The sequence below is a fragment of the Sulfurimicrobium lacus genome, from assembly GCF_011764585.1.
Taxonomy (GTDB): Bacteria; Pseudomonadota; Gammaproteobacteria; order Burkholderiales; family Sulfuricellaceae; genus Sulfurimicrobium; species Sulfurimicrobium lacus.
Window position 1 is genome coordinate 2537088 of sequence record NZ_AP022853.1, and the last position, 14901, is coordinate 2551988.

Consider the following 14901-nt stretch of genomic DNA (forward strand, 5'->3'; position numbering starts at 1 on the left):
GGCCGATAAATCAGGCACCGGAAAAGCTACTGAACCAGATTCACAGCTCCAAGAGATACTAATGAAAATCAACCAGCCTGTGACCCAAACAGAGTTTGTCCTGCCCGATGGCGCAATGCTAGTATCCAAGACCGATCTGAAAGGGGTTATCACTTACTGCAACTTGGAATTTATTGAGACCAGTGGTTTTTCAGAACGAGAATTGCTTGGCGCCCCCCATAATCTGGTGCGCCACCCCGACATGCCACCCGAGGCGTTCGATGACCTCTGGAATACGCTCAAGGCGGGGAAACCCTGGACCGGCTACGTCAAAAATCGGCGCAAGAATGGCGATTTTTATTGGGTTCTTGCCAATGCCACTCCGATCTGGGAAGGCGGGAAGGTTGCCGGCTACCTGTCGGTACGCGCAAAACCATCGGCAGATGCCGTTCGTGAAGTCGCCGCCGTTTACCGGAAATTTCGCGCAGGCCAGGCGGGTAGCCTGACCATTCGCGAAGGCAAGGTGGTAAACAGGCTGTACAGTAAATTCAGCCTACCCCAGTCCATCGGCATGCGCCTCTGGTTGTTCAATGCCATATTCCTATCAATCGCTTTACTGGCCATGGGCTGGATGCTTAGTGGCCTATCCAAGACCGGCTCGGAGTTCGGGCAGCTTGTAGAAGTGGATTACAAGATCCTTTCTGCCTACGAAAATCTTTACGCCCTGGGATTGCAGGAAGGTCAGGCAACACGGAACATCATTCTCAACCCGAAGGATGACAAAGCCAGAAGCAATCTCGGCGCGGCGGAAAATGATTTCGCCGTTAACCTGGAAGCCTTGCAGCACATTACGGGTTCTGACCCGATTGTAATAAAGCGCATCGCGCAGATGCATGAAAGTCTGCGCATCGAAAACCGCGAGGCTGTTGCCCTGGCTGCCTTGAATCAGGGCGCCGCGGTGGAACGCATGAACAGCAGCGGGACCAAGATTTGGCGCGCGTTGAAAAAAGATCTGCTGGAGCAGGTAGATGCAATGCGTGCCCAGGTTGCGGAACGGAAAAACGAGGTCGATACCGACGTCGGCAGAACCCGGAATACTGGCGGCATATTGATGGCCATTGCCACATTGTTGATGGTCTTCATGTCCTATTTTTTCATCCGCTCCATCGCCAGGCCACTTAAGGCATTAACCGAAAACACCTTGAGCATTGCACAGGGCGTTTATAGTTCCCACATCAACACCGAACGCGACGATGAAATCGGCCATCTCTCCCAAGCGCTCAAGTCCATGCAAATACGTCTCGGCTTCGAAGTGGCGGAATCCCAGCGCACCGCTGCCGAAATCCTGCGTATCAAGGTGGCGCTGGACAATGTTTCCACCAATGTCATGATCGGAGACATTGACGGCCACATCATCTACTTGAATAAATCGGTACAGGAAATGTTCCACAAAGCCGAGAAGGATATCCGCCAAGCCCTGCCCCATTTCGAGGCGGACAAGCTGCTGGGCGCGAACATCGACACTTTTCATAAAAATCCGGCCCACCAAAGAAATATGCTCGCGGCTCTAGCCAGCCCCTATACAACTACAATCTTGATCGGCATCCGCACCTTCCGTCTCACCGCCAATCCAGTGATCGACGAAACCGGACGACGCCTCGGCACTGCATTGGAATGGATAGACCGAACGGCCGAAGTGGTCGTGGAAGAGGAGATTTCCCGAATTGTCGGAGCTGCAGCCCAAGGCGATTTCACCCAACGCATCGGCACTCAGGACAAGGAGGGTTTCTTCCTGCAACTGGCTCAGAATATCAATCAGCTCATGGATACCAGCTCAGTTGGATTGAATGAGGTGGTGCGCGTACTGAGCGCCTTGGCGCAAGGTGATTTGACCCAAACTATCAGCAACGACTATAGCGGCACCTTCGGCCAGCTCAAGGATTACAGCAACACCACGGTGGAAAGTCTCCAGCGATTGATAGGCGAGATCAAGGAAACGGTGGATCAGATCAACACCGCGGCGGGTGAAATCGCCTCGGGCAACTCCGACCTCTCGCAGCGCACCGAGGAGCAGGCGTCTTCTCTGGAAGAAACCGCATCCAGCATGGAAGAACTGACATCCACCGTGAGAAACAACGCCGATAATGCCAAGCAGGCCAATCAGCTTGCCATCGGCGCCAGCAACGTGGCGGTAAAGGGCGGCGACGTAGTGGGCCAGGTGGTCGAAACGATGTCTTCCATCAATGAATCCTCACGCAAGATCGTGGACATCATTTCGGTGATCGACGGCATCGCCTTCCAGACCAATATCCTGGCGCTCAATGCGGCAGTCGAGGCCGCACGCGCCGGCGAGCAGGGCCGCGGTTTCGCGGTAGTGGCCGGCGAGGTGCGCAATCTGGCACAGCGTTCCGCCGCTGCCGCCAAGGAGATCAAGACGCTGATCGGCGATTCGGTGGACAAAGTGGAGAACGGCTCGAAACTTGTAGCCAACGCCGGCCAGACGATGGACGAGATCGTCACTTCCATCAAGCACGTTACCGACATCATGGCGGAAATCTCCTCCGCGTCTACCGAACAAAGCGCCGGTATCGAGCAGGTCAATAAAGCCATCACCCAGATGGACGAAGCGACCCAACAGAATGCTGCCCTGGTCGAAGAGGCTGCCGCAGCGGCAGAATCGCTCGAAGAGCAGGCCCATAACCTCAGCGTCTCGGTAAGCGTATTCAAGATCGATAGCGGCAGAATGTTGAAAGCACCCGCCTCTGCCATCCTTCATTTGCCAGGCTAACGCACCCCATGACCGACAACGAACGCGAGTTCATTTTTACTGACCATGATTTCGAGAGCGTACGCAAGCTGATTTATAGCCATGCAGGCATCTCGCTCAACATCAGCAAAAAAGACATGGTTTATAGCCGCCTGGCGCGTCGCTTGCGCGCCACCGGCCTGTCGAGCTTCCGCGACTATCTGAAAATGCTGGAGAGCGACAACGCGGCCGAGTGGCAGTCATTCACCAATGCGCTAACCACCAACCTTACCTCTTTCTTTCGTGAAGAACACCACTTCCCGATACTGGCCGAACACGTGCGCAAGATGAAAGGCCATCACCCCATCAACCTTTGGTGTTCAGCCTCTTCGACCGGCGAAGAGCCCTATTCCATGGCTATGACCATGGTGGAATTGTTCAATACCTATACTCCGCCAGTGCAGATCATCGCTACCGACCTGGACACCAACGTGCTGGCAAAGGCGGAAGAGGGAATTTATGCCATGGAGCGGCTGGAAAAAATGCCCACGGAAAGAGTTAAAAACTTTTTTCTCAAAGGCAGCGGAAAACAGGAAGGTTTCGCCCGCATACGACCGGAACTGCACAACATGATCAAGTTTCGCCAGATCAATCTGCTCGACGACAATTGGCCGCTCAGACCGCCTTTCGATGCTATTTTTTGCCGCAATGTGATGATTTATTTCGACAAACAGACGCAACACGAGATCCTGAAAAAATTTGTGCCACTGTTGCGCCCGGATGGTTTGCTGTTTGCCGGACATTCCGAGAGCTTTCATCACGCAACTGACCTGTTCAAGCTGATCGGCAATACCGTCTACCAGGTCGCCGACAAAACGAAGGCATATCATGGATGAGCGGGGTTTCGAGGAAATCCTCGCACCCAACCATTACTTCGACAGCACCTTCGAGATGCAGGCAGCAAAAATTCTGCCGGGCGAGTACTACACCACAGGCCGCGACATGCTGCTGGTTACCGTGCTGGGATCATGCGTGGCGGCGTGCATCCGCGATCGTATAAGCGGCATTGGCGGCATGAACCACTTCATGCTGCCCAACAATGGTCAGGACCAGAGCAACCCCCTCGGTGATTCTGCACGTTATGGCACCTATGCAATGGAAATCCTGGTCAATCAACTGCTCAAGATGGGAGCCAGGCGCGACCACCTGGAAGCCAAGGTGTTCGGTGGCGGCAACGTATTGCGCGGATTTGTCGTTGCCAATGTCGGTGAGCGCAATTCGAAATTCGTACTCGATTTTCTGAAAACGGAAAACATAAAACTGGTCGCCCAGGATCTGATGGACATCTATCCGCGCAAGGTATATTTTTTCCCCAAGAGCGGTAGGGTTTTGGTGAAAAAATTGCGCAACGTTCACAATGACACCATCATTGAAAGGGAAAAGGAGTACAGCACTCGTCTGCAGTACTCCAAGGTTGAGGGTGAAGTGGAATTGTTCACGTGATCAGTGATATGGGTTTCTTGATCGAAATGCACGGCCAAGCAGGATTGTTATATCTACAGGGCGTCAAATGAAAATTAGAGTTCTGGTCATCGACGACTCGGCGCTAATCCGCAGCCTGATGAAGGAAATCATCAACAGCCAGCCCGATATGGAAATGGTGGGGGCCGCACCCGATCCGCTCGTGGCGCGTGAGTTGATCAAGCAACTCAACCCTGATGTGCTCACGCTCGACGTCGAAATGCCCCGCATGGACGGGCTCAATTTCCTGGAAAAACTGATGCGCCTTAGACCGATGCCGGTGGTGATGGTCTCTTCCCTTACCGAAAGGGGCTCGGATATTACCTTCCGCGCGCTGGAGCTGGGCGCGGTGGATTTTTTCAACAAACCCAAAATGGACATCTCCCAGGGTATGCAGCAATACGCCGAAGAAATTACTGACAAAATTCGTGCCGCAGCCAAGGCCAAAGTACGCAAGGGCGCTGCGCAAAGCGATTTTTCCGCGGTTACGCCGCGCCTTTCCGCAGATGCCGTCCTGCCCGCGCTCTCCAACACCATCACGTCTACCGAAAAGTTGATCATTGTGGGCGCTTCCACTGGAGGAACGGAAGCGATCAAGGAGTTTTTGGTCAAGCTTCCGCCCGATTGTCCCGGCATTCTGATTACTCAGCACATGCCGGAAGCCTTCACGCTGTCATTTGCCCAACGCCTCGACAGCCTGTGCAAAATTTCGGTCAAGGAAGCGGAACAGGGTGACCGTGTTTTGCCCGGGCACGCCTATATTGCGCCAGGTCACTCCCACCTCCTGCTCAAGCGCAGCGGTGCAAACTACGTCTGCGAACTCAACCAGGGGCCGCCGGTAAATCGACACCGCCCATCAGTGGACGTATTATTCCGCTCCGCCGCCAACTGTGCCGGAAAAAACGTCATTGGCGTGATCCTCACCGGCATGGGCAAGGACGGTGCGGCCGGGATGCTCGAGATGAAGCGGGCCGGTGCCTACAACTTTGCGCAGGATGAAGCCAGTTGCGTCGTCTTCGGCATGCCCAAGGAAGCCATTGCTGCTGGTGGCGTCGATGAAGTGGTACCACTGCAGGAAATGGCCCCCAAAGTCATGAAATACCTGGCCAGTTTGGGTTCAAGAGCGTTCCGGGTATAACGCGCCATTTTAGTTTTTTCGCTGCTCCAACAATATTACTTAAGGCAGTCTGACTTACAACTTTCAGTATTTAATCAGAGGGGTTAACAACCATGAGTACGATACAGATCACAACCTCGGTGGAAAACGGCAATGCCAGAATATCCATGGCCGGCCGCTTCGATTTCAACTCGCATCGACAGTTCCGCGAAGCTTACCAGCAAGTCCTGGACGATCCGGCAGTCAAGGAGCTCGAAATCGACTTGGGCTCCGTCGATTACCTGGACAGTTCTGCGCTGGGCATGTTGCTGCTGCTGCGGGAGAAAACCAGCGCTGCCAACAAGCTCCTGGCGCTGACAAATTGCCGTGGTGTAGTTCAGCAGGTGCTGGACGTGGCTAATTTCAACAAACTGTTCACTATTCGATAAATAGCACTCCACATGCCGAGCCTTTCGCTTCCCTCCCTGTCATGCCCAAGCAACTAAAAATCCTGGTAGTAGACGACACCGAACCGAATTTGCTGCTGGTGAGCAAGTTCATCAATAAACTCGGCCATCAAACCGTACAGGCTCGTAATGGCCTGGAGGCGGTGGAAAAATTTAGCGAGGAGTCACCCGACCTGGTCCTGATGGACGTCATGATGCCGGAAATGGACGGCTACGAAGCGACCGCCAGAATTCGCGAACTGTACCCCAACAAATGGGTACCGATCATGTTCCTGACCGCCAAATCTCATGACGCGGATCACGTCAAAGGCATCCAGGTCGGCGGCGACGACTACATCACCAAGCCGGTCAATCTGGTCATCCTCGAAGCCCGCATCAAGGCGGTAACGCGTATCGCCGAACTGCAGCGCCAGATCGTGGAAAATGCCGAGCAGCTCGAAATCTACCGTGACGAAAACGAGCGCGAACTGGAGTTGGCAAAGCATCTAATCCAGAAAATAACCCATTACGATTACCTGGAACACCATTCCATCCAGCTCTGGAACAAACCGGCACAGCATTTCAGCGGCGACATCTTCCTCGCCGCCCTCACCCCGGCCGACGAAATTCATTTGCTCCTTGCGGATGGCACCGGGCATGGACTTTCCGCCGCTCTCAATGTCATTCCGGTAGTGGAGGTTTTTTATGGCATGACCTCGAAGGGTTTCGCCATCTCTTCCATTGCCCAGGAGCTCAACCGCAAGATCAAGCAGTTGATGCCGATCGAGCGTTTCGTTGCCGCGACCCTGGTTTCGATCAACCTCAGCGACAGAATCATGCATGTCTGGAACGGTGGCAACCCGCCGGCGCTCTTCGTTGACGAAAAGGGCGTGGTACAGCGCAGTTGGAAATCAACCCACCCTGCGCTGGGGATTTTCTCTGACGCGGAATTTGACGCCGGCACCGAGCTGTTTCATTGGAGTGAGCCCGGTCAGCTGTATATGTTTTCGGATGGCCCGATTGAAGCGCAAAACGCCAGCGGTGAAGAATTCGGCCTCGAACGCCTGACGCAGGTTCTGGCGTCAAACCCCGTAGAGCAGCGTTATGAGCAGCTGATAGCAGCGATCGATAGCCACATGGAAGGACTACCTGCGCACGACGACATTTCCATCGGCTTGATCCGCTGCCCGGTTAACGTCCCGGAAGACTCTCCGCGCCAAGAGACCGATGGCACACAACAGGCGATCCTGCCGACGACAGACTGCCCACTCCGCTGGAAACTTTCGCTACGCCTCACGCCTTCCGAACTCAAAACAATTGATGTCGTCCCCATGCTGCTGGCCTGGATGGATCAAATGCACTTCAACACCAATCACCGTGGCCAAGTGTTCCTGATTTTCACAGAACTGTTCAACAACGCACTCGACCACGGGATACTGGAAATCGATTCGTCGCTGAAAAACGGCCCGGATGGCTTAGAGCTTTATTTTGAGCAACGCCGTCTGAAATTGGCGGACCTGCAGCATGGAATATTGGAAATTGAAATCGAACGTTTACGTCAGCACCACCACGAAAACCTAAGAATGCGCATTAAGGATAATGGCAATGGTTTTGATTATAAATCTATAACCAGCACTAACATCAGCGACAGCACTCGTCCGTCCGGGCGCGGACTGGCACTCGTCAAAAGCTTGTGCTCCAGATTGGAATTTTCAGGCAATGGCAATGAAGTCACCGTTTATTACACACTTGCCTGAGCCCATGGCGTTGCGCTTTTCGCGCGCGGAGTTTTGGAGAGCCGGACCGTGCTGAGGCCTTGGGGTATCAAGGGAAGAGTGCTCTTCCTGGCTTTGGTGCCGGCGCTTGTCATCGCCGCCGGACTGACTGTTTACGAAATCAGCACTCGTCTCAGGGACATCGAGTTAGCCCTCAATGGGCGCGGTTTCGCTATTGTGCGCCAACTGGCTCCAGCAGCCGAATACGGCGTATTTTCCGGGAATTATGACGTGCTCGCGCGGCTTGCGCAGAGTACCCTGCAGGAAGCCGATGTCACCGCGGTCACAATCATCAATAGCGATGGACGCATCCTGGCCGTAGGCGGACACGCGCTCGCTGTTCCTTCGAGGAGCGAGATCGCGTCACCCAAGTCCGGCGTCATCGAAAGCAGTGATGTGCTGTTGTTTTCAGCGCCCATTTTCCAGAGCCAGACCGAAGTTGAAAACTACCTCGATCCTGTCGTCCAGATGCCGCGGCGGGCTAAAGAAGATACCAAGGTGCTCGGACGCACCATGGTCGAGATATCCCGCCTGCCCAGCATGCTCAAGAAAAACCAGATCATTTTCAATAGCCTGCTGATTACGCTGGCCGGGCTTGCAATGGCTTCATTGCTTGCATTGCGCATGGCACGCCAGGTCACCAATCCGATCATGACGCTGGCTGGCGCGGTAGCCAGAATCGGCAAGGGCGATCTAGCGACCCGCATCGAAACGAACGCAACGGGCGAACTTGCGACGCTGGAGCGCGGCGTCAACAACATGGCGGTGGCCCTGAAAGCGGTGCAGGACGCCCAGGAGGAGCGGCGCGCCATCCTCGCTACCGTGCTCGACAGCCTGGATGCCCTGGTCTACGTCGCCGACATGAATACTTACGAACTGCTGTTCCTCAACAAGTTCGCCCGCGAAACTTACGGAAATGCAACCGGCAAGCTGTGCTGGCAGTCAATTCAAAGCAACCAGTCCGGACCTTGTGCCTTCTGTACCAACGCGAAATTGCTCAAAGCGGATGGCACGCCGGGTGAAGCTGTGGTCTGGGAATTTCAGAACCCTCTCACCCTGCACTGGTACCTGATCCAGGATAGCGCTATCAAGTGGGTCGACGGGCGCATCGTACGACTGGAAATCGCCACTGACATCACCCAAAACAAGCGGCGTGAAGACCATATCCGTGACCTGGAACGGCAAATCATGGATAGCGGCGAACATGAACGCGAACGAATCGGGCATGAACTACACGATGGCCTCGGACAGCAGTTAACCGGCATCGCATTCCTGAGCAAAGCGCTATCGCAGAAACTTGCTGCCCAATCCGCAGCGGAAGCCGTGGAAGCAACGCAGATCGTTACCTTGATCAACCAGGCGATATCGGAAACCCGCCAGCTTGCCCGCGGCCTGCAGCCGGTTGAAGTCGATGAGAACGGCCTGATGTCAGCCCTGGAAGCACTCGCCACCAATATCGGGCGGCTTTTCCATATACAGTGTGAGTTTCACTGCGACACGCCGGTACTGGTGAAAGACAATACGGCGGCCAATCAGATTTACCGTATCGCCCAAGAAGCGGTAAACAACGCAGTCAAGCATGGCAAGGCCTCACACATTTCAATTGAACTCGCAGCACCGCGGGGTAAAATGCAGCTTTCCGTCCATGATGACGGTATGGGTTTCCACCCTTATCTGAAGGGCAAACATTCCGGCATGGGATTGCAGATCATGCGTTACCGGGCGAAGATGATTGGCGCCCATCTGGATATTGAAAGCGATCCGGGACACGGATCGCTTATCCGAGCCTATTTTTTCTAAGGAAACAAGTACACATGGCGGCTGAACAGGGCAGCAAAATCAGAGTGCTCATCGTTGACGACCACCCCATCGTGCGGCAGGGCATCGCACAACTCATCAATCAGGAGGCTGATCTCACCACCTGCTGCGAAGCCGGCAGCGCCCAGGAGGCGCTCGACCTCATGGCGAACGACACACCCGACATCCTGCTGGTGGACATTTCACTCGATGGGGTTTCAGGCATCGAACTGGTAAAAATGCTCAAGAGCCGCCACCCCAAGACACCGGCGCTGGTCATTTCCATGCACGATGAAACCCTCTATGCGGAACGTGCCCTGAGGGCCGGTGCGCGCGGTTACATCATGAAGCAGGAAGCCACCGAAAAAGTTCTCACCGCCATACGTCAGGTCCTTCAGGGCAACATCTATCTGAGCGAGCGCATGCAGGGAAAAATACTGCAGCGCGTACTTAACGGTGACGATAGCGGCCTCTCGCCCATCGATCTGCTGAGCGACCGCGAACTGGAGGTTTTTCGCCTGATCGGCCACGGCTTCGCCACCAGCGACATTGCCCGCGAGCTTAACCGCAGCGTCAAGACGGTGGAAACTCACCGCGCACACCTCAAGGACAAGCTGAGCCTCAAGAATGCGGCAGAGCTGACCCGCTACGCAGTGCAGTGGATAGAGCAGGAAAAGGAACGTCAAACCTAGGGCGTGTTAACACTAATTTCGCGTCGGCGTGAAATTGAGTGCACACCCTAAATCACTGCGCTTCTTCCTACCGTTCGTCAGGGAATCCCCTATAACAGAAACCTACCCCGCCTGATAACAATTTAACGCGCTTTCCCATAGCATGGTGTCATGAACTCATGGGTGCGTGAAAATGTTTAAGAAACTGATCGATTATTTCGGAGGAGGAACGCCTCTTTTCCCCCCGTTCCGGCAACAGTTATACGCTGCCGGCGCTACCTACCTCGGCCCCGACGAAGACACTCGCACCTATAGCACGACTTTCGAAATTCGGCGCTCGTCCACCCATAGAACTGACTATTCCGATCTTTTCTGTACAGAGCAGCGGCAGCGCAAACAGGATGATCTTCAATCCGGGTTCGTTCGTCGCGAAGCCATATACTTCCAACAGACCCGGCAAGCAATCGGCCACGAGATCATGCTCAACAATTCGAGTGCATTGCTGGGTAACAACGTCAGTCCCATGCTGCACCGCATGCACGATGAACTACTGTTGAAAAGCATCCTCACCCTGGACAAGCTGCCGCTATCAGGCAACGATCTTGTTTTCATTACGCTGTCTCCCGACACGCTTGAGCATGAACTGGTCATGCGACTACCCAGCCACAACGTCGTGTTCGCCTTCCGTCCGGAACCGGAATCTGCTCACAAGCTCATCGCGCGCTGCCGCCAATTGAGAGCCCGTGGTTTCCGCTTCGCAATCGACGATTTCAGTTATTCCGCTGATTTTTACCCCTTGCTGGGACTGGTTGATTACCTTCGTTTCGACTTCGACCGCATGAAAATACCGGAATTGGGTACTCAACTGGAACAGGTTCCGCGTTTGTCCGAAAAAACGCTGATTGCGAAAAATGCGGATACGCCTGAAATGCTGGAAATCGCCTCACGCCTATTTTTCCAACATTATCAGGGTGGCTGCCTCGACGTACAGACCAGTACGAGCGCCACGCCGAAGCTGCTGACATGAACATGGGACAGCAGCAACGTCTAAGCGATCGTTGCTCGCACAAATAGAGAACAATGATTAATGAACCATCAAGTTTCCCAGTTCAAGTTCAGCCCCACCTCTCCCTCTTCAAACCATGAAATGATGACCGCCGAGCTCAAAGCCCAGGAAGATATTTTCCTGGCACAACAGCCGATTCTGGATGCGAACCAGAATATCGTTGCCTACGAGCTGCTATTCCGTTCGGGTGACCACGGTTCCTGCTCTGTCAACGACGACATGGCCGCCAGCGCCACGGTGATCATTAACACTTTCAGTCACTTCGGCGCAGAAAAAGTGCTCGGTCAGCGCCGTGGATTTATCAACGTCAATACCAGCCTGCTCATGAGCGACATGATCGAGTTGTTGCCGCGTGATCAAGTCGTCCTGGAGCTACTTGAAACGGTCGTTCCCAGCGAGGACGTAATCCAGCGCTGCGAGCAGCTCAAGGCCATGGGATTCAAACTGGCGCTCGACGATTTCGTCTACACACCAGGCTTCGACCCGCTGTGCGCCATGGTGGATTTCATCAAGCTCGACCTCATGGCAGTGGACCAGGCCCAACTCGGCGCCATCTCCAATAAGTTGAAGCGCTGGCCCGCGCAGCTGCTGGCGGAAAAAGTGGAGAGCATGGAACAGTTCAACCTGTGTCGGGATCTTGGCTTTTCCCATTTTCAGGGCTATTACTTCGCGCGCCCCACCACGCTTTGCAGCAAGAAAGTCGACCCTTCCAAGCTCGTGCTGTTGCGCTTGCTGAACCAGATTCTCGGCGACTGCGAAAACGCTGAAATAGAGCAGACTTTCAAACAACAGCCCAGTTTGAGCTTCAACCTGCTGCGCTTGGTCAATTCCGTGGCAATGGGGCTGAGAAACCCGGTCAGTTCCTTGAAACAGGCACTGGTGATACTGGGCCGAAGCCAGCTGCAGCGCTGGATACAACTCTTGATCTACACTGTCAGCGATGACACCAGCCAGTCCAGCCCTCTGCTGCAACTCGCCGCCAGTCGGGGACGACTGATAGAACAGCTCGCCAGATCACAACAGCCGGGACGCAGCGATTTTCACGACCGCGCTTTCATGGTGGGACTGCTTTCGCTGCTCGACATCCTGCTCGGCGTGCCAATGCCGGAAATTCTCGAGCAACTCAGCATCAACGAAGAGGTCAAGGAAGCGTTGCTGGACAATGGCGGGAGGCTGGGCCAACTGCTCGTCCTGGCGGAACGGCTGGAGCGCGGTAATTTTGACGCAGCGGGAAGCATCCTGGCCGACGTGGAAATTCCCCTGGCCGTGCTGACAGCCGCGCAACTGGATACATTCCGCTGGGTCGACGGCCTCAGCCAGGCGAACTGATCAGCCGCTGCTCTCGGGCAAGTGTTTGACCGGATCAACCGGCTTGCCCAAGCGCCGAATCTCGAAGTGCAGTTTCACACGGTCGGTATCGCTGTCCCCCATTTCCGCGATGCGCTGCCCTTTCGCCACGCTCTGCCCTTCTTTCACCAGAATCTGACTATTGTGGGCGTAGGCGCTGAGATAGGTTTTATTGTGCTTGATGATCACCAGCTTGCCATAGCCGCGCAGACCGCTGCCGCTGTATACCACCTTACCGGCTGCAGACGCGAACACCGGCTGCCCAATTTTTCCGGCGATATCCATGCCCTTGAGATTGCTCGCCTCGTTGAACGTTGCAATCACCTTGCCCTTAGCCGGCCACGCCCATTCCATGTCTTCATCGTCGGCACCGGCAGATGGCGCGGATTTTTTTTCTTCGACTACGCTGGGCTTTTCCTCACCGGGCGGGTGCGTTTTAGGCACAACTGCATCTGGCTTGGGCACGATTGCAGGAGGCAATGATTCAGCTTCCGCAGAATAGTCCACCTTGCCGGCCTTGGGTTGCGTTTTCAATAGGCTGCCAGACTGGTTTTGCGCGGACGGATTAAGCGCACTACCCTCGCTTGCTGCCATGCTTTCGGCAACCGGAGCTAAGGGTTTCAGCGGTGTGACCGACACCGTATCCGATTGTGCAGAGGCGAGTCGCAATTGCTGACCGATACGAATGACATAGGGCGCGCCAATACCATTCCACTCCGCCAGTTCCTTGTAATCGAAGCCGTATTCCAAAGCGAGGGCATACAAGGTATCGCCTTTTTGCACGGTATGCGTTTTCGGACGCCAGTCCGATGCCGCCATCTTGCCAGCGGTTTTCTTGCCTGCTGGCATGCGATCCGTTACCGGCGCAAGACGCGAGGTGGAACTGCAGCCGCTCGTTACCATGAGCAGCACAAGCAGAAACGCGGCAACTCTGTGCATCATCAAACCACGCCCGCCAGCAGCGGCACGAACTTCACCGCCTCCAGAACGGTTTCCAGGTACTCCTGCGGCGTTCGTTCGATGAGATGCAAGCGCTGCTGTTCGCCCGTGCCGATCGGCATCACTAGGCGCCCGCCGACCGCGAGTTGCTGCAGCAATGCCTGGGGAATATGGGTGGAAGCCGCGGTCATGATGATGCCGTCGAACGGTGCCGCTTCGGCAATGCCGATCCCGCCATCTGCATGGCGGGCACGCACGTTGTTGCAATGCGTTTCGCGCAGATGCTTGCGTGCCTTGGCAAGCAGCGGGGAAATCCGTTCCACGGTATAAACTTCCCTGGACAGCTTCGACAGCACTGCGGACTGATAGCCACAGCCCGTGCCGATTTCAAGCACCTTGCCCATATCCTGGCCGTTGCGCAGGATTTCCGTCATGCGCGCCACGGTGCTGGGATTGGAAATCGTCTGGCCGAAGCCGATGGGCAGTGCGGTGTCTTCATAAGCGCGGCTGGAAAGGGCCTCGTCCACGAAAATATGGCGTGGGATAGAACCCATCGCCGCCAGGACCACTTCATCCCTGATTCCCTGACTGCGCAGGCGATCCACCATGCGCTGGCGGGTACGCTGCGAAGTCATGCCGATACCGCTGAGACGTACGTTCATGAGGTTAGCCAATTCTTGATTGAATCCATCTGGGCAAAGTGGGTCAGGTCGATCTGCAGCGGCGTTATCGACACCACATTGCGAGTTACCGCCTCGAAATCGGTCCCGGGGCCCGCGTCCTGAGCTCCACCCGCGGCACCGACCCAGTACACGGTCTGGCCGCGCGGGTTTTGCTCTTTCACCACCGGCTCGGCCTTGTGGCGCTTGCCGAGTCGGGTGATCGCACTACCCTGCAGCGACTCATAGGGCACGTCCGGCACATTGACGTTAAGCAGGGTCGGCTGGGCAAAGGGCTCGCGCTGGTAGCGTTCCACCATCTCTTTCACCACCCTGGCAGCGGTCGCGAAATGACCATGATGGCCACCTGCAAGCGACACCGCGATGGCTGGAACGCCAAGCAGGAAACCTTCAGTCGCCGCCGCCACGGTGCCGGAATAAATCGTGTCGTCTCCCATGTTGGCGCCGTGATTGATGCCTGAAATCACCATGTCCGGCAGGTGATCGAGCATCCCCGTTACCGCCAGATGCACGCAATCGGTCGGCGTGCCGTTGACATAATAAAAACCGGTGCTGGCCTGGCGCAATATGAGGGGGCGGTCAAGGGTAAGTGAATTACTCGCGCCGCTGCGGTCGCGCTCCGGTGCGACTACCGTGATTTGTGCCAAGCCTGAAAGGGCCTCGGCCAGCGCCGCCAATCCGGGGGCAAAATAACCATCATCGTTGCTAAGCAAAATCCGCATTTATTTTTCCGAAACAAGGGGAAACACAGGAAGCCGGGAACGCACATATTTTACGTCATCACAGCGCGTTGCGGTTCTCAACCTGAGCAATAAAAGGTAGAGTAGTCTTATATTAG

At 55.2% G+C, this 14901-nt stretch carries 13 protein-coding genes; 10 read left to right on the forward strand and 3 right to left on the reverse strand.

The features are described from left to right. The first annotated feature begins 61 nt into the window (after nt 1-61). The 10 genes from SKTS_RS18995 (at nt 62) to SKTS_RS12505 (ending at nt 12426) form a co-directional block, all read left to right on the forward strand. Nucleotides 62-2767 carry a methyl-accepting chemotaxis protein gene (locus SKTS_RS18995; protein WP_173065423.1) on the forward strand — a complete coding sequence of 902 codons (2706 nt, stop codon included), beginning with the start codon at nt 62-64 and terminating at the stop codon, nt 2765-2767. Between the two features lie 8 nt (nt 2768-2775). Further along, nucleotides 2776-3621: a CheR family methyltransferase gene (locus tag SKTS_RS12465; RefSeq protein WP_173065426.1), complete on the forward strand. Its 846-nt coding sequence runs from the start codon at nt 2776-2778 to the stop codon at nt 3619-3621. Then, the gene (gene cheD / locus SKTS_RS12470; protein ID WP_173065429.1) at nt 3614-4228 is read left to right on the forward strand and encodes a chemoreceptor glutamine deamidase CheD; all 615 of its coding nucleotides are present in this window, start codon (nt 3614-3616) and stop codon (nt 4226-4228) included. Before SKTS_RS12465 ends, cheD begins: the two co-directional genes overlap by 8 nt. Nucleotides 4229-4295: 67 nt before the next feature. Then, entirely contained in the window at nt 4296-5384 is a 1089-nt protein-coding gene (locus tag SKTS_RS12475) for a protein-glutamate methylesterase/protein-glutamine glutaminase (RefSeq protein ID WP_173065432.1), read from the forward strand. A gap of 92 nt (nt 5385-5476) precedes the next feature. Beyond that, nucleotides 5477-5791, forward strand: a complete 315-nt coding sequence (locus tag SKTS_RS12480; protein WP_244617328.1) for an STAS domain-containing protein — start codon at nt 5477-5479, stop codon at nt 5789-5791. A 41-nt stretch (nt 5792-5832) separates the two neighbouring features. Beyond that, nucleotides 5833-7545 (forward strand): ATP-binding SpoIIE family protein phosphatase, encoded by a 1713-nt coding sequence (locus SKTS_RS12485; RefSeq protein WP_173065434.1) that lies wholly within the window; start codon nt 5833-5835, stop codon nt 7543-7545. A gap of 48 nt (nt 7546-7593) precedes the next feature. Then, nucleotides 7594-9363 carry a histidine kinase gene (locus tag SKTS_RS12490; RefSeq protein ID WP_173065437.1) on the forward strand — a complete coding sequence of 590 codons (1770 nt, stop codon included), beginning with the start codon at nt 7594-7596 and terminating at the stop codon, nt 9361-9363. Between the two features lie 14 nt (nt 9364-9377). After that, nucleotides 9378-10052, forward strand: coding sequence for a response regulator transcription factor (locus SKTS_RS12495; RefSeq protein WP_173065440.1), 675 nt, complete (start codon nt 9378-9380; stop codon nt 10050-10052). A gap of 172 nt (nt 10053-10224) precedes the next feature. Continuing rightward, nucleotides 10225-11058 (forward strand): YuxH family protein, encoded by an 834-nt coding sequence (locus SKTS_RS12500; RefSeq protein ID WP_173065443.1) that lies wholly within the window; start codon nt 10225-10227, stop codon nt 11056-11058. 60 nt (nt 11059-11118) lie between these two features. After that, the gene (locus SKTS_RS12505; RefSeq protein ID WP_244617329.1) at nt 11119-12426 is read left to right on the forward strand and encodes an EAL and HDOD domain-containing protein; all 1308 of its coding nucleotides are present in this window, start codon (nt 11119-11121) and stop codon (nt 12424-12426) included. Here SKTS_RS12505 and SKTS_RS12510 read toward each other — a convergent pair whose 3' ends face one another. The 3 genes from SKTS_RS12510 to surE are packed head-to-tail and all read right to left on the reverse strand — an operon-like array spanning nt 12427 to nt 14785. Beyond that, a complete protein-coding gene (locus tag SKTS_RS12510) occupies nt 12427-13386 on the reverse strand; it encodes a peptidoglycan DD-metalloendopeptidase family protein (protein WP_244617330.1) in 960 nt (319 codons plus the stop codon). Further along, entirely contained in the window at nt 13386-14045 is a 660-nt protein-coding gene (locus SKTS_RS12515) for a protein-L-isoaspartate(D-aspartate) O-methyltransferase (protein ID WP_173065446.1), read from the reverse strand. Before SKTS_RS12515 ends, SKTS_RS12510 begins: the two co-directional genes overlap by 1 nt. After that, a complete protein-coding gene (surE, locus tag SKTS_RS12520) occupies nt 14042-14785 on the reverse strand; it encodes a 5'/3'-nucleotidase SurE (protein ID WP_173065449.1) in 744 nt (247 codons plus the stop codon). Before surE ends, SKTS_RS12515 begins: the two co-directional genes overlap by 4 nt. Between the last annotated feature and the right edge of the window lie 116 nt (nt 14786-14901).

What these genes read in the sequence shown, in the direction of transcription:
- SKTS_RS18995 (WP_173065423.1), top strand. Translation starts at nt 62, where the DNA reads ATGAAAATCAACCAGCCTGTGACCCAAACAGAGTTTGTCCTGCCCGAT.
- SKTS_RS12465 (WP_173065426.1), top strand. Translation starts at nt 2,776, where the DNA reads ATGACCGACAACGAACGCGAGTTCATTTTTACTGACCATGATTTCGAG.
- cheD (WP_173065429.1), top strand. Translation starts at nt 3,614, where the DNA reads ATGGATGAGCGGGGTTTCGAGGAAATCCTCGCACCCAACCATTACTTC.
- SKTS_RS12475 (WP_173065432.1), top strand. Translation starts at nt 4,296, where the DNA reads ATGAAAATTAGAGTTCTGGTCATCGACGACTCGGCGCTAATCCGCAGC.
- SKTS_RS12480 (WP_244617328.1), top strand. Translation starts at nt 5,477, where the DNA reads ATGAGTACGATACAGATCACAACCTCGGTGGAAAACGGCAATGCCAGA.
- SKTS_RS12485 (WP_173065434.1), top strand. Translation starts at nt 5,833, where the DNA reads ATGCCCAAGCAACTAAAAATCCTGGTAGTAGACGACACCGAACCGAAT.
- SKTS_RS12495 (WP_173065440.1), top strand. Translation starts at nt 9,378, where the DNA reads ATGGCGGCTGAACAGGGCAGCAAAATCAGAGTGCTCATCGTTGACGAC.
- SKTS_RS12500 (WP_173065443.1), top strand. Translation starts at nt 10,225, where the DNA reads ATGTTTAAGAAACTGATCGATTATTTCGGAGGAGGAACGCCTCTTTTC.
- SKTS_RS12505 (WP_244617329.1), top strand. Translation starts at nt 11,119, where the DNA reads ATGAACCATCAAGTTTCCCAGTTCAAGTTCAGCCCCACCTCTCCCTCT.
- SKTS_RS12510 (WP_244617330.1), bottom strand. Translation starts at nt 13,386, where the DNA reads ATGATGCACAGAGTTGCCGCGTTTCTGCTTGTGCTGCTCATGGTAACG.
- SKTS_RS12515 (WP_173065446.1), bottom strand. Translation starts at nt 14,045, where the DNA reads ATGAACGTACGTCTCAGCGGTATCGGCATGACTTCGCAGCGTACCCGC.
- surE (WP_173065449.1), bottom strand. Translation starts at nt 14,785, where the DNA reads ATGCGGATTTTGCTTAGCAACGATGATGGTTATTTTGCCCCCGGATTG.